The organism is Acaryochloris sp. IP29b_bin.148, from assembly GCF_028285565.1.
GTDB lineage: Bacteria > Cyanobacteriota > Cyanobacteriia > Thermosynechococcales > Thermosynechococcaceae > Acaryochloris.
Genome location: NZ_JANQOY010000176.1, coordinates 1 through 13,661 on the forward strand (window position 1 = coordinate 1; position 13,661 = coordinate 13,661).

At 47.4% G+C, this 13,661-nt stretch carries 14 protein-coding genes; 6 read left to right on the plus strand and 8 right to left on the minus strand.

Annotated features, from left to right (window positions below):
- Positions 1–4: 4 nt before the first annotated feature.
- The gene (gene leuS / locus Q0986_RS16310) at positions 5–2,572 is read left to right on the plus strand and encodes a leucine--tRNA ligase (protein WP_299412856.1); all 2,568 of its coding nucleotides are present in this window, start codon (positions 5–7) and stop codon (positions 2,570–2,572) included.
- Positions 2,573–2,581: 9 nt separating this feature from the next.
- Here leuS and Q0986_RS16315 read toward each other — a convergent pair whose 3' ends face one another.
- Positions 2,582–3,217 (minus strand): alpha/beta fold hydrolase, encoded by a 636-nt coding sequence (locus tag Q0986_RS16315; protein WP_366918609.1) that lies wholly within the window; start codon positions 3,215–3,217, stop codon positions 2,582–2,584.
- 142 nt (positions 3,218–3,359) lie between these two features.
- Here Q0986_RS16315 and Q0986_RS16320 point away from each other — a divergent pair, with 142 nt between their 5' ends.
- Both Q0986_RS16320 and Q0986_RS16325 read left to right on the plus strand, forming a co-directional pair.
- Positions 3,360–3,899, plus strand: a complete 540-nt coding sequence (locus Q0986_RS16320; RefSeq protein WP_299412723.1) for a hypothetical protein — start codon at positions 3,360–3,362, stop codon at positions 3,897–3,899.
- A gap of 43 nt (positions 3,900–3,942) precedes the next feature.
- A complete protein-coding gene (locus tag Q0986_RS16325) occupies positions 3,943–4,566 on the plus strand; it encodes an SMI1/KNR4 family protein (RefSeq protein WP_299412726.1) in 624 nt (207 codons plus the stop codon).
- 192 nt (positions 4,567–4,758) lie between these two features.
- Here Q0986_RS16325 and Q0986_RS16330 read toward each other — a convergent pair whose 3' ends face one another.
- Complete coding sequence (locus tag Q0986_RS16330; RefSeq protein ID WP_299412729.1) at positions 4,759–4,992, minus strand: DNA-binding protein; 234 nt, start codon at positions 4,990–4,992, stop codon at positions 4,759–4,761.
- Between the two features lie 741 nt (positions 4,993–5,733).
- Here Q0986_RS16330 and Q0986_RS16335 point away from each other — a divergent pair.
- On the plus strand, positions 5,734–6,315 hold the full coding sequence (locus Q0986_RS16335) for a class I SAM-dependent methyltransferase (RefSeq protein WP_299412732.1): 582 nt from the start codon (positions 5,734–5,736) through the stop codon (positions 6,313–6,315).
- Positions 6,316–6,583: 268 nt separating this feature from the next.
- Here Q0986_RS16335 and Q0986_RS16340 read toward each other — a convergent pair whose 3' ends face one another.
- The 6 genes from Q0986_RS16340 to Q0986_RS16365 all read right to left on the minus strand — a co-directional run bounded on the left by Q0986_RS16340 (position 6,584) and on the right by Q0986_RS16365 (position 12,013).
- On the minus strand, positions 6,584–7,489 hold the full coding sequence (locus Q0986_RS16340; RefSeq protein WP_299412736.1) for a mechanosensitive ion channel family protein: 906 nt from the start codon (positions 7,487–7,489) through the stop codon (positions 6,584–6,586).
- Positions 7,490–7,572: 83 nt separating this feature from the next.
- Positions 7,573–7,872 (minus strand): hypothetical protein, encoded by a 300-nt coding sequence (locus Q0986_RS16345; RefSeq protein WP_299412741.1) that lies wholly within the window; start codon positions 7,870–7,872, stop codon positions 7,573–7,575.
- Positions 7,873–8,094: 222 nt separating this feature from the next.
- Positions 8,095–9,162: a hybrid sensor histidine kinase/response regulator gene (locus Q0986_RS16350; protein WP_299412744.1), complete on the minus strand. Its 1,068-nt coding sequence runs from the start codon at positions 9,160–9,162 to the stop codon at positions 8,095–8,097.
- A gap of 19 nt (positions 9,163–9,181) precedes the next feature.
- Positions 9,182–10,426, minus strand: coding sequence for a hybrid sensor histidine kinase/response regulator (locus tag Q0986_RS16355; RefSeq protein ID WP_299412747.1), 1,245 nt, complete (start codon positions 10,424–10,426; stop codon positions 9,182–9,184).
- An 8-nt stretch (positions 10,427–10,434) separates the two neighbouring features.
- A complete protein-coding gene (locus Q0986_RS16360; protein ID WP_299412750.1) occupies positions 10,435–10,866 on the minus strand; it encodes a response regulator in 432 nt (143 codons plus the stop codon).
- A 226-nt stretch (positions 10,867–11,092) separates the two neighbouring features.
- Entirely contained in the window at positions 11,093–12,013 is a 921-nt protein-coding gene (locus tag Q0986_RS16365; RefSeq protein WP_299412754.1) for a protein phosphatase 2C domain-containing protein, read from the minus strand.
- Positions 12,014–12,251: 238 nt separating this feature from the next.
- Between Q0986_RS16365 and Q0986_RS16370 the strand changes: the two genes are divergently transcribed.
- Positions 12,252–12,692, plus strand: coding sequence for a tetratricopeptide repeat protein (locus tag Q0986_RS16370; protein ID WP_299412758.1), 441 nt, complete (start codon positions 12,252–12,254; stop codon positions 12,690–12,692).
- 8 nt (positions 12,693–12,700) lie between these two features.
- Complete coding sequence (locus Q0986_RS16375; RefSeq protein ID WP_299412761.1) at positions 12,701–13,648, plus strand: bestrophin family ion channel; 948 nt, start codon at positions 12,701–12,703, stop codon at positions 13,646–13,648.
- The last annotated feature ends 13 nt before the right edge of the window (positions 13,649–13,661 follow it).

The following is a 13,661-nucleotide window of genomic DNA, read 5'->3' on the forward strand; positions in this document are numbered from 1 at the left end:
AGTAGTGGAGTCCCGTTACAATCCCACCGAGATTGAACCCAAATGGCAAGCAAGCTGGGCCAAACAGGGGCTAGATGCAACTCCTGAAGACACCAGCAAGCCCAAATTCTATGCCCTGTCCATGTTTCCCTACCCCTCGGGCAGCTTACACGTTGGCCATACCCGCAACTATGTGATCACCGACGTGATTGCCCGTCTCAAACGGATGCAGGGCTACCGAGTTCTTCAGCCCATGGGTTGGGATGCCTTTGGCCTACCCGCCGAAAATGCCGCCATCGCTCGGGGCATTCATCCCGCCGAATGGACCTATGCCAATATGGCGCAGATGAAAAAGCAGCTAGAGCCCCTGGGACTCTCCATTGACTGGAGCCGGGAAATCGCCACCTGTTCCCCCGACTACTATCGGTGGACCCAGTGGATCTTTCTGCAATTTCTGGATATGGGACTGGCCTATCAGAAAGAAGCCGCCGTTAACTGGGACCCGGTGGACCAAACCGTACTTGCTAACGAACAGGTGGATAATGAAGGACGCTCTTGGCGGTCCGGGGCTAAGGTGGAGCGCAAACTGCTGCGACAGTGGTTTCTCAAAATTACCGACTATGCCGAAGAACTGCTTGCCGACTTAGATAAACTGACGGGCTGGCCCGAGCGAGTCAAAACCATGCAGGCCAACTGGATTGGCAAATCCGTGGGAGCCTACCTGGAGTTCCCGATTGTGGGCATGGATGACAAGGTGGCCGTCTTTACCACCCGTCCTGATACGGTTTATGGTGTTACCTACGTGGTGCTGGCTCCTGAACATCCCCTCACCCCCCAAGTCACCAGCAAAGCCCAGAAAAAAGCGGTGGACAAATTTATCGAGGCAGTGGGGGCCGAGAGCGAAATGGATCGCACGGCGGAGGACAAGCCCAAAAAAGGCATTCCCACGGGGGGCAAGGCGATCAATCCCTTTACGGGGGAAGAAATTCCCATTTGGATTGCCGACTATGTGCTGTATGAGTATGGGACAGGTGCGGTGATGGGGGTTCCCGCCCATGACACCCGCGACTTTGTATTTGCAAAGCAGAATAAGCTACCCATTCAAACGGTGATTGTGCCGGAAGGTAGCGATGCGGAGACGCCCCTAGAAGCCGCCTATACGGACCCCGGACTGATGGTCAACTCCGGTGAATTTGATGGCAAAGTCTCCACCGAAGGCAAGCAGGCCATTATTGCCAAAGCTGAGAAAAAAGGCTGGGGTAAGGCCAGGGTTCAGTATCGTCTGCGGGACTGGCTGATTTCCCGCCAGCGCTATTGGGGGGTGCCAATTCCGGTGATTCACTGTCCCAATTGCGGAGCTGTTCCTGTTCCCGAGGCCGATCTGCCTGTGGAACTGCCCGAAGATGTGGAGTTTTCAGCCCAAGGAGGATCACCCCTAGCCAAGTTAGAGGCTTGGGTGAATGTTGCCTGTCCTAATTGTGGGGCGGACGCCAAACGGGAAACCGATACGATGGATACCTTTATCGATTCCTCTTGGTATTTCCTCCGCTATCCTGATGCCAAAAATGACAAAGCCATCTTTGATCCGGCCAAAACCAATGATTGGCTGCCTGTGGATCAATATGTGGGGGGGATTGAACATGCGATTTTACACCTACTCTATTCGCGGTTTTTTACGAAAGTGATGCGCGATCGCAAACTCCTCAATTTCGATGAACCCTTCAAAAAGCTACTCACCCAAGGGATGGTGCAAGCTCTCACCTATAAAAATCCAGAGACGGGCCAGTATATTGCACCTATTAATGTTGATGCCGACGATCCGAAGGATCCAGAAACCGGTGCCCCCTTGGAAGCCTTTTACGAAAAGATGTCCAAGTCGAAATACAATGGCGTTCCCCCAGAAGAGGTTACCAATAAGTATGGGGCCGATACCGCTCGTCTGTTTACCTTATTTAAGGCTCCTCCTGAAAAAGATCTGGAGTGGGAAGGCGCGGATGTGGAAGGTCAATTCCGGTTTCTTAATCGGGTGTGGCGACTGGTCAGTGAACATGCCGCCCAAGCCCAGGGTAAGAAAGCAAAAGTGAATAAAGCCAAGCTCTCGAAAACAGAAAAGGAGCTGCGACGGTCTGTTCATATTGCCATCAAAGAAACCAGCGAAGATTTGGACGGCGACTATCAGTTCAATACTGCTGTATCCGAACTAATGAAGCTGAGCAATGCCCTCAGTGATTCCAAGGAGAAAGCGTCTCCCGTCTATGCCGAAGGCGTGGAAACCTTGCTGCTGTTGCTCACCCCCTTTGCCCCCCATATCAGTGAAGAGCTATGGGAGAACTTAGGTCACTCTGATTCGATTCTGGATCAGGCTTGGCCCCAAGTGGATAAAGATGCTCTGGTGGCCGATGAGATTACTTTAGTGATTCAGATTATGGGTAAAACCCGAGGCACGATCCAAGTTCCGGCTGGCTCCAGCCAGGAAGACTTGGAACAGCTTGCCCGCGAGTCGGAAGTGGCCCAGCGGTATATTGCCGATAAAGAAGTGAAAAAGGTAATTGTCGTGCCGGGCAAGCTGGTGAATTTTGTGGTTCCTAAATAGTGCAGGCCGTTAGGCTAGGGCATCTAGGGACTGGGCAATATCCTCAAACACTGGGGTGGAGTTCATAATAAAGGTGTGAAGGGCAGACACGGTCACTACTTTGTGCCCGCCGCTGGCTTCTACCACCGAGAGAATGCCATCGTTGAGTTCATTGCCAAAGGGGAGCCATGATGCCCTAGGTCCGCCTGTACCCACGTAGATTTTGGTATGGGGCGGTAGGGTTAATTGTTCGACAAAACTATCCTGGGCGAGCAATTGACCCATTTCTCCTGTGAGTAGTCGATAGAGACTGACGTTGGAGAAGAATTTGGCGGCTTGACAGGCCATCATGGGCGGGGCGAGGAAGAAGCAGGCTGCAGGTAGATGGGAGCTGAGCTGGGGATAAGCGTTGCGGATAATGACGGTGCCGAGGGAATGGCCCAGCAGGGCATAGGGTTGGGAACCGATTTGGGTTTGAATCCGTTGCACCAAACGGTCTGTGACGGTTTGCAAGGATTCTAAGGTGGGGGAATAGCCAAATAGGTGAGGGGTATGGCCTAGCTTGCGGAGTCGGTGCTTTAGGTACAGCATGGACAGGGGAGTTCGACCCATGCCATGAATCAACACTATATTTAGCTTCATCCACTTATGCTCAGCAATATGCATCGATAGAGATCATTATTGCTTTTAGGTGTGAGTTATGGAGTGATGGTTTGCGATCGCAGTCTGATTGGGGATGCGATCGCTTATTTTATGATCTGCTCTCTAAAATACTCTGACAACCCTAGGGAAAACTACAGGCAGAAATATGCAAATAGACAAATCAAAAAAGAAAATCGAAAATCACTTAAATAGCCTAACCAAAGAGGAGTTGATTAACTTAGTTCTGAAATTTGCTCCTCAGAGTTTCTTGGATACTATATACATGCAGTTTGCCAGCCAGGATGAGGCTGAAATACTCTTCAAAAGAGTTGCAAAAGATATCAGATCCATGTTTTCTGATGAGGAATTATTATATACTCCTAGCAAATTTGAAGATGAATTATTAGAGCAGTTAGAAAAGCTCAGAGGATTGTGGGATAAGCTGCCTCTAGAAATTGGAGACTTAATTTTAAAATTAATGCGGGATATTGAAGAAGCTTTTGAAGAAGGCTACTTATACCTTGATCATTATGATAGAGAGGATGACTACTTTGAATCAGAAATCGTCAATGACTACATTTTTGATTTTTTTAGTAGTCTGCCAGAAAATATCAAGCCTAGTTACATAAAAGATTTAAATAAAATTCTAAAAAACTTTGGTTTTTCTACTTTTCATAGTATTGAGAAAAGGCTTTCTAGCTCTTAGCTGTTTTTTTGCAATCTATCCAGATTTAGCCTGGGTAGTTAAGATGCTTCTTGAAGGTCAAAAAAACTGGATCATTATGAGTAATTATAATTGGCAAGATTTACTCAAAAAGCTTAGCCTTAAACTAATTGAATGTCGTGATGAATACAATACTTGGGAATTGACACCAGGCCAACTAGAATCTGGCTGCTTAGGTAATCCAGGGGCATCTGAAGAACAAATTGTTTTAGCTGAGACACGCTTAGGGAAAAAACTCCCTCCATCCTATCGAGATTTCTTGAAGGTTTCTAATGGCTGGCCCAACTCAGACTGGACGGATTTACAGCTTTGGTCGGTAGAAGAGATAGAGTGGTTCTTAAAAAGACATCCAGAAGTTGATTGGCCTCCAGATACGGAAGAAAGACCATCCATTCCAGATGAATACTATTTTGTGTATGGTCAGGGTCAAGACAGTGTCAATTTGAGGCTTGAATACTTGGACAATGCGCTAGAAATTAGCAGTGATAGCGGCGATGGCGATATTTTCTTATTAATTCCTGACATTATTTTTGATGATGGAGAATGGGAAGCGTGGCACTTAGGAGCCAAACTTCCAGGTGCTGCGCGGTATCGATCTTTTTATGAGCTAATGCTACAGGTTATAGAACAGGGGCGTTTTATATACTAGAGCTAACCTGTTTAAGCTTGAATTGATTTGACTGCATATTGCATCCAGATATTTAATCAATGAGAATTATTGATTTCCTCCAAGTTTGAACTGATTGACTGCCACTATGATGTGCTCAGCATCAATCTGAAAAACTTCCGTACACCCGAATCAACTCTTGCCAGCTTGCAGAGTTTGCTAATGACGTTGGTATCAATCAAATACATCGTTAGCTGAGTTATTCTGAATCCGCTCAAAGTCAGAGTCATGGCCAACCTTTGGAATTCGGCAAAGGACTTCGGCAAAAGATTTCTGTGGAGGATAAAGCAATACCTGTTCAAGTATTTTGCGATGCTCAGCCTCAGCACTCACGCCATTCTGACTAGCTCGAAGTTTGAGGGCTTTAACGATGGAATCATCAATATTGCGAACAAGCAAATTTGCCATAAACTGGATTTTTTAGATGCAGCATGTAGGGATTCTTAACAACGGTAGCATTGATATCAAACCCTCAAGCCTTTTTGCCACTGGTTGAATTTGGCTAAATGCGAAGCAATTTGATTGGAATTAAAACTCCTCTCCTTCAACTCTTAAGACAAACTTATGGGCATCGATATTTCCGTATTTCTGGAAGTCAAAGATGATGGTGGTTGGACCTTAGTTGACGTCGATCCAATCTGTTCTGCTCATCGAAACCATACGGGAGCGTGTCACCTTTTAGAAAAGAAAATAAATTCTCTAGTTTTACATGTCTCAACCACTACGAAATCAATGGGCTTAAGCGCAGTCTGAATATTCTCTCAAAAAGGTGACACGCTCCCAAACCATACTTTACTAGACGCTCTGCGCCAGCTTAATCAGTCGTCTCTCCCATCAGATGCTAGCAAAGGGACAATGTACTGGTTTCAAAATAGAAGCAAGCACGACCATGCCCTCAAATTCCTCGCATGCATTCCTCTGGAGCAAGCGGCACATCTTTGGTGGGAATCAAAGCATCTAGGTAAAATCGAGTTCAATCTAGAGTCAGTAATGGTCAGTGTATTTGGGGTGTGGGGTGATGACCCTTCAGAATTTCGAGTTATAGTGGGCTGGTCATAAAGGGCCGAAGCGAAGATGTCCAACACAAATGAGGACGCTCTTGCAGCCATGTAGCAACGCTAAGCTTAACCGTTAGCCCTCTTGAAAGATATGACTTCAGATTCAGTCAGCGCATACGAGAATCATGCGCGAAAATTCTTAACCGTTCGCGATCGCTCGACGATTGGCATTCCTGTGATTGAACAATGGGCACACTCACTTCCCGCTAGTAGTGATGTGCTTGAGATTGCTTGCGGTGGTGGTATCCCTGTTACTCGTACCCTTGCCGTTGCCGGATTAAAACTTTGGGCAGTAGACTCGTCCCCTACGCTGATATCAGAGTTTAAACTCCGGTTTCCAGAGATTCCCGTTGAATGCGCCCATGCTCTGGAAAGTGATTATTTTGGGCAGAATTTTAATGCCGTTATATCCATTGGCCTGCTCTTCTTGTTATGCGAAAACGACCAGGTTAGGCTAATCCACCGAGTTTCTCAACTGCTACTACCTGGAGGTCGTTTCTTATTTACTGCACCTATTGAGATTGGCATCTGGACTGATACAAATACAGGCCATAAGTGCCGTTCCCTTGGACGTGAACGATACGAAAGTATCTTGCAAGAGGCTCAGTTGCACGTATTGTCTACCTATGTAGATGAAGGGCAAAATAATTACTACGACGTTATGCGAGACTAGTGGGCCTAACATGGTGTCATGGACAGGGCAAACACATACTCACGCAGTCAGAACTTTGGCCAGATAGTCATCATCTCAGCCAGCCTTGAGCTGTTTTGCCTTGATGCCTACCTTGGCTGGAAGTTTTGCCTATTCCCAGATTTATCGCTGGGGTTCCCGCAATTGATTGCTGTGATGAATTAGCTTCGTGGTGCCATCTCTAGAGCTGCACCTGGCGTGAAAACACAGATTTTATCTGTGAAAGAGCGTCTTACCCGGAAAGAGTTTTCTAAATTTGGGATAACGTGCGACTATCTTGATGGTTTTTGCTACTTGGCATGTAGTCGTTGTAGTTATCTTGGTTGTAGTAGTACAGCGTCCGAATGGGATAAGGAATGGTGATATCTGCTCTGTCAAAAGCTTTCTTGATCGCGATAATCGCCTTAGTCTGGATCCGTCTCACCTTCGCTTGTTGGGGTTCTGTCCAATAGCGAACGATAAAGTCAATCGAACTATCTCCAAAGCCAACCAAGTCAACTTCTGGTACTGGGTTAGAGAGCACTCCGTCTAACTGCTCAATCGTTCTTTGTAAGAGACCGGCAGCATCTTCTAGAGGCGTATTGTAATCAACCCCAACCCCAAGATCCGTCCGCCGACTGGGATAAGCTGTTTGCACCTGCACCGCACTGGTAAACACATTGGCATTGGGAATCAGAATCCGTTCTCCCTGATAGGTGCGAATCTGAGTTGTGCGAAAATTGATTTTCTCGACAGTCCCTTCAAAGCTATCGATGATGATTTGATCATTGATGCTAAAGGGTTCCTGCAATAGTAATAAAATACCTGCGAAAAAGTTTTTGATAATGTCTTGAAAGGCAAAACCAATCGCCACAGAACCTAAACCCAGAGTGGCAATAATATCTCCTAAATCTAAGCCAGGAAAGGCTAGCACCCCCGCAAAAACGACACCAATTACCCAAGTCATAACATAGGCTGTTTTCTCTAGGAGGATTTGAATAGAATGACTCCGAAAGGCGGTCTTGCCAGCTTTGCCCGCTAGACGCTGCGCAAATTGCGCCATATATCGGGTTAGGAATAAAACAATGACAGCTGTTAACAACGCTGGAAAAATTTTTACTGCACTCGCTAGCAGCTCATTTAAGCTTGACTCAATCGTCTTAAGAATATTGGACATTATCGTGATTGATTTCTACCTATAATTTTCTGGAATATGGCTGACTTTTTCAGAAGAAACAGATGATGGAGCACTCCAGTTCTTTACTGAAATTTCCCTAAAGCAGCTTCAAAGGATTTTTGTAATTCTTGTCCAGCTTTTTCTAAACCGTTTTGGATCTCTTCCCACGCGCTCTCGCTAGAACGGTGAAGTTTGATGAGTTGAGCCTGCATGGCATCTCGTTTCACTAGAGCTTCTTCCATCATGGAATGGTATTCAACTTGAGCACTCGCAGCCACTTGATCGGCTCTGGCTTTCATTTCTGCGAGTTGGGCATCGTATTGATCGAGTTGTGCTTTGACCTTTTCGATATAGGCTTGTCTGCTGTCGGTTGTCATGGGCATGGGGAACGCTCCTGATCGCAAAATCTTCAAATCCTTCTCCTCTGCAACTATGCCATCCTCCAGATAAGATGGATGCCATATCGGGTTCAGAATGAATGTTGTAGGTGTGAAGGCTTATCCATACCCTATCAACCCTGGCCGGGAAAGAGTTCTACCCGTAGGCATACACAGATCTATGCCTAAAGGTATAGATTTGTGTATGCAGGGAACATTGGCCAGCAATTAGGAGATAGCCAGAGGGAGCTGAAGGGTAAAGGTACTCCCTTGACCAGGGTGCGATCGCACGGACAATTCCCCACCATGGGCCTGGACCACTTGCTGGCATAAGTGCAGTCCTAGGCCGTGGCCAGTGCGATTATGCTGGGTCTGTTTAAACCGCTCAAAAATCTGAGCTTGATCCGCTTCAGCGATACCAACACCGGTATCTTGAATTTCAATGAGAAGGTGTTTCGGGTCGGAGGTACTGGATACGGTTATGGAACCCGTGTCCGTAAACTTGATGGCATTGTTGATAAGGTTGGTGATCACCCGGCGTAGCTCCATGCGATCGCACCTCAGTTCCCGCACCTCTGTCTGCCAGTCACAGGTTAACTTCAGCTGTTTTTCTAAGGCTAAGGGATTGAGTTCTGTGACCACTTCAGTGACGAGTTCCTGCACATCAATGGAGATAAAACTAAGGGTCTTTTCTCCCAGTTCGTAGCAGTAGACCTCTAGTAAATTGTTGAGCATCTGTAGCAGATTTTGGTTGCTGCTGCTAACGCCTGCTAGAGCCTCTTCCACCGTTGGCGCAATTTCCCCAAAGACTCCTTGGCGGACCAAATCCACCATGCGATCGCAAGCGATTAACGGCGTCCGTAAATCATGGGTAAGGCAAGAGATAAAGTTCTCCCGCTGGTCGATGGACTGTTTGAGACGCAGAAGCGATCGCACCCGGGCCTGCAGTTCCTCTAATTCCACCGGTTTACGGATAAAATCATCGGCTCCGGCATCGAGTCCCTTGACCACGCTGGAACGCTCATGGGCAGAAATCAGCAGAATGGGAATATAGGGTAGCTGAGGATCATTGCGAATGTTCTGGGTGACCTCATAGCCACTCATCCCCGGCATCATCACATCCAAAATCACTAAATCGGGTTGGGCTTTTTGGATTTGCGCCAGTGCTGCTGGACCACTATCTGCCAGCTCTATTCGATAGCCAGCGCTCTCCAACATCATTTTGAGCAGCATCAAATTATCTGGCAGATCGTCAACGGCCAGAATATAGCGGTTAGACAATAAAGCAGGTGGCATAAACTTATCAAAGGGGGCACTAGATTACAGAGGATTTAGCTTTGGCATTCGGCAAGGTTTGCACTTGTAGGGGCAATTCAACGGAAAAGGTAGATCCAACTCCCGGTTGACTGGTCACTGAAATCTGTCCCTGCATGGCTTTAACCAAGGACTCCGTAATCGCAAGGCCCAATCCTGTCCCGGAATGATGGCGGGTTAAAGACTGATCGGCCTGGCAGAAGGGATCAAAGATGGTGCTTAACTGCTCAGGTGTTATGCCAATGCCCGTATCCACCACCGAAATTTCGATTTGGTCGGGATGGGGCTGGTGGAGCTGGAGGGTGATCTCACCCGCCTCGGTAAATTTAATGGCATTGGAAATCAGATTGACGAGGACCCGGCGGAGGCATTCTGGATCGTTGGTCAACTGGATAGATTGCAACGTCTCCGGGATTTCTGCCTTTAAGGTCAGGGCCTTTTCTACGGCCAGGGCCTGGAGTTCTTGCACCGTTGCCAGGATGGGAACCGAGAGTTGAAAGGGTTCTGGGTGCAGTTCGAGGCGATTAGCCTCAATTTTAGAGAAGTCCAACACTTCATTGACCATCGTCAACAGGTTGCGGCTGTTATCAAAAATCCGCTGCACCATATCTAACTGCTTCTCACTCAAGGGATCGGGATACTGGCGCAAGAGCAATTGAGAGAATCCCATAATCGCATTCATGGGCGTTCGCAGCTCGTGGGAGATGGTGGCAATAAACTCAGATTTAAGGCGATAGGCTTTAATTAGTTCTTGGTTCTGGGCTTCAATCTGGGCTCGCTGGTGGGCCAGTTCTTCATTTTGCTGTCGTAGCTGATCATTGGTGATTTGCAGTTTTTGCTTGGCAGCGTGGGCCGCTTGCTCGGCTCGATGGAGGCGAATGGCACTGCGAATGGTGCGAGCCAAGGTTGCTGGTGTAATCCGATGTTTAGCCAGATAATCAGCGGCTCCGGCTTTCATAACATCTACTGCAATTTGCTCATCTCCTTGTCCTGTCAGCACCACAAAGGGAGTATCCACCTGCAGTCCCTGCAGTTGCTTGGCTAAGGACAATCCATCTCGATCAGGCAGTAAAAAATCAACAAAAATACAGTCAAACTGCTGGGTTTGCAGAATAGTCAGGGCTGCTTCTCCGTTCTCCGCCTCGGACAAATCCACCTCTAAATTGGTTTTGTCTAAGGCCCGCCGAACAGCCATCCGATCGACAGCATCATCATCAATCACTAGGAGTTTGAGCGTCTCGTCCATCAATCCCATTACAGCATTTCGCAAAGAGTCCAGTATTTATTGAGGGTGGTCATCACCTCAGCAAAGTTGGAAAAAGTTACGGGTTTAAGGATATAACCGGCCACATTATAGTGGTAAGCCTCGATGCGATCGCGATCTTCATCGGAGGTGGTCAATACCACCACTGGAATCGATTTCAGGTCTGGATCGCTGCGCAAAACTTCTAAAAATTCTAACCCATTCATTTTGGGCATGTTGAGATCCAGCAGAATCAAGCGGCGATGCTTGGGTATGGGTGGTTTCTCTCTCTCTTCTCCCCGCAACATGGACAAGGCTTCCAGGCCATTATTGGCGACATACAAGGGATTAGAAATCATGCCTTTTTTAAAAGCCCGCTTGACGTTCATCACGTCTACTTCGTCATCTTCTACGAGCAAAATATTGATTGCTTTGTCATTCATCTCCTTCTCAAGCCACCTTGTACTATCAATTGTCATTGACCTAAATCATAGGGAATTTCTTCTAGACTATAGGACCGCTGCGGGGTTGTAACTCTACAAAAAGGAAGAGATTGATGGAGTTGTTTGGCAAACATCAAGGTCGAGAATAAAAGTCTATTGGAGAAGACTTTCAAGACACTCCCCTCATTGCTAAGCTCTCTGTCCGAGCGATAGGGTTGCAAGTTGATTATGGCTGGGGTCGCAACCGAACTGCGATCGCAGTAATGTTGTCGTGACCATTTTTCTGGTTGGCCAAGGCCATCAGTTGATCCATCCCATTCGTAAGATCGGTCCGAAAATCCAACATTCCTATTAAATGACTATTGGTATGTTTTTCCAATAAATCATGATCGCTGAGGCCATCAGAGCAGAGGATAAAGACCGTATCTTCTTCCACCGCTAAGGTTTGAGACTGAGGGTGGAGCGATTCTCCAGACCAAGGCCCTAAGGCTTTGGTCAGTTGTGGCCCAAAGGCTTGCGCTTCTTCTGGGGAGTAGCCCCGCTGCAAAGCCCGCTGATAGGCATTGTGATCGGTAGTTAATAGTTGTAAACCAGATTGTCGTGTCAATCGATACAGGCGACTGTCACCAATATGGACGTATCTAATATGGGTATTATTTACCATCACTACAACGGCAGTGGTTCCCATGCGGTCTGAACCAGCGCGCTGCTCTTTTAGGTTGCGTTCATAAACTGCTTTATTGGCCGTATTAATGGCCAGTTCTAAACCAATTTCAGTGGGTAAATGACGCTGCCAGCGGCTATTCAGATAACTCCGTAGGGTTTTAGTCGCTAGTTTACTCGCTACTGCGCCTTTCGCCATGCCCCCCATGCCATCACAAAGGATATAGAGACCTCGATAGCTGCCATCTAGAAAGTCAGAGGTACAAAAGTGCTGCTGATCTATCGAAAAGTAATCTTCGTTATGGGTGCGATCACGCCCTACATCAGTCCGTCCAACGGACTCTAAACTCAACAAGGACTGGGATGAAGATAAGAGCTGAGTAGGCCGTTCCGCCCTTTTTTTGAGGGCCTCCTGGTAAGTAATACCACCCGATTTAGGGGCAGATGCCTGAGGATCGGTCAAGAGCTGATGGTTAGGTTGCATAAGTTAAGGCCAAATCTGACTAGTTACATTTAATAGGAAGTTGCCGAAGACTTTCCTCTATCTCTAGCCGTAACTTATATTTCTGTTCATCCTCCCTAAGGTAGGGATCGTGCCCCATTCATGACTCAAATTTTTGATCCGTCTCTCTCCAAAGAGAGAGACATAATCCTGTCTTTTAGAAGATGGATGAAGCGCCTGAATTTTCTAAGGTGGAAATTAGTAATGACACGACCTATTTATGCCTTTGAGATTCGTACCAACCTTATGTTTAGTGATTGTCTTAAATAGCGTTCTACCCGGAATAGCAACGGCAACACCTAGAGAGCCGCACCGCAGCTTTGAACGCCCCACCACCGTTCGTCAGCCTTTACCATATACGCTACAAACGGCCCAGGACTGGCAAACAGTGGGAATGAATGCTTTGATTGACGAGGATTATACCAATAGCCTCCAAGCCTTCAATAAAGCGGTAGATCTCTCCGCTGGACAAAACCCACAAATTCTGGAGCAGCGAGGTTGGGTCCATTATTTGCAGGAGCGATATGAACGTGCGATCGCAGATTTAAACCAAGCTGCAGCTCTTTACCAAGCGCAATCCCAGACTGCCAACTATCGCAATGTTCGTCGCATGCGGCTGTTTATTGAAACCCAAGCCGACGAACTCAATCTTTCCAGCTAAACGACACTATGGATACTCCAACTAAATCGAATTGGCTAGCAACCACCTTCAGACTCGACGGCTCCGTTGCGGGCATTATCCTGCCTCGAATTCTGGCCTTTACCGGATTTACCTTGGTCATCTGTAGTCTTGATTATTTTGGCTACCCCATCTACCTCCAAGAAATCGGTGACTTAACCACCAACGTCGTCTACAATCTGGTCTTAGGCTTACTGCTCGTGTTTCGTACCAACACGGCTTACGATCGGTTTTGGGATGGCCGCAAAGCTTGGGGAATGCTAATCGTTAACAGCCGCAACTTTGCTCGTCAGGTTGCCTTACTTTGGCCCTCCCCCAAAGCCACCCCCTCTACGGATAGAGACACCCTACTCAATCTACTGGTCGCCTTTGCCCTAGCCACAAAACTCCACCTGCGATCAGAACCCATCGGTGACTCACTGGAAGGCTTGGTTACGCCTGAGCAAGCTCCAATTTTGGCAGACGCCCAGCATCCTCCCTTACAAATAACATTTTGGATCGGGATGCACCTGCAACAGGCGCTGCAGCAAGGCTATATCGACAGTAACCAAGCCGCCAATCTTGACCAGGCTCTTGGCAAAATGATTGAAGGGATGAGTAGCTGTGAACGCATTCGCTCCACCCCCCTTCCCATTGCCTATCGAATTTACTTGAAACGGTTGATTCTGATTTACTGTGTAGGCTTACCTTTCCGCTGGGTGCCTGACATTCATGGATGGGCATTGCCCATGGTGGCGGTGGTGAGCTTTATTCTGCTGGGACTGGAAGAGGTGGGACGAGAATTGGATAACCCCTTTGGCCAAGATGCCAATGATTTACCCATCGATGACCTTTGCCAAACGATTGCCGACAATATTGAGCAAGCCAAAGCAATCAGTGCCACGATCGGTATATCTCCATTGAAGTCAAACGAACATCCCCGTCTGACCTATCTTTAACGGCACCCTAGTC

Excerpts from the sequence above, each read along its gene's own strand:
- Q0986_RS16360 (WP_299412750.1), bottom strand. The coding sequence starts at position 10,866 with ATGAATGACAAAGCAATCAATATTTTGCTCGTAGAAGATGACGAAGTA.
- Q0986_RS16365 (WP_299412754.1), bottom strand. The coding sequence starts at position 12,013 with ATGCAACCTAACCATCAGCTCTTGACCGATCCTCAGGCATCTGCCCCT.
- Q0986_RS16355 (WP_299412747.1), bottom strand. The coding sequence starts at position 10,426 with ATGGACGAGACGCTCAAACTCCTAGTGATTGATGATGATGCTGTCGAT.
- Q0986_RS16350 (WP_299412744.1), bottom strand. The coding sequence starts at position 9,162 with ATGCCACCTGCTTTATTGTCTAACCGCTATATTCTGGCCGTTGACGAT.
- Q0986_RS16340 (WP_299412736.1), bottom strand. The coding sequence starts at position 7,489 with ATGTCCAATATTCTTAAGACGATTGAGTCAAGCTTAAATGAGCTGCTA.
- Q0986_RS16320 (WP_299412723.1), top strand. The coding sequence starts at position 3,360 with ATGCAAATAGACAAATCAAAAAAGAAAATCGAAAATCACTTAAATAGC.
- Q0986_RS16325 (WP_299412726.1), top strand. The coding sequence starts at position 3,943 with ATGCTTCTTGAAGGTCAAAAAAACTGGATCATTATGAGTAATTATAAT.
- Q0986_RS16375 (WP_299412761.1), top strand. The coding sequence starts at position 12,701 with ATGGATACTCCAACTAAATCGAATTGGCTAGCAACCACCTTCAGACTC.
- Q0986_RS16345 (WP_299412741.1), bottom strand. The coding sequence starts at position 7,872 with ATGCCCATGACAACCGACAGCAGACAAGCCTATATCGAAAAGGTCAAA.
- Q0986_RS16330 (WP_299412729.1), bottom strand. The coding sequence starts at position 4,992 with ATGGCAAATTTGCTTGTTCGCAATATTGATGATTCCATCGTTAAAGCC.
- Q0986_RS16335 (WP_299412732.1), top strand. The coding sequence starts at position 5,734 with ATGACTTCAGATTCAGTCAGCGCATACGAGAATCATGCGCGAAAATTC.
- Q0986_RS16370 (WP_299412758.1), top strand. The coding sequence starts at position 12,252 with ATGCCTTTGAGATTCGTACCAACCTTATGTTTAGTGATTGTCTTAAAT.
- Q0986_RS16315 (WP_366918609.1), bottom strand. The coding sequence starts at position 3,217 with ATGCATATTGCTGAGCATAAGTGGATGAAGCTAAATATAGTGTTGATT.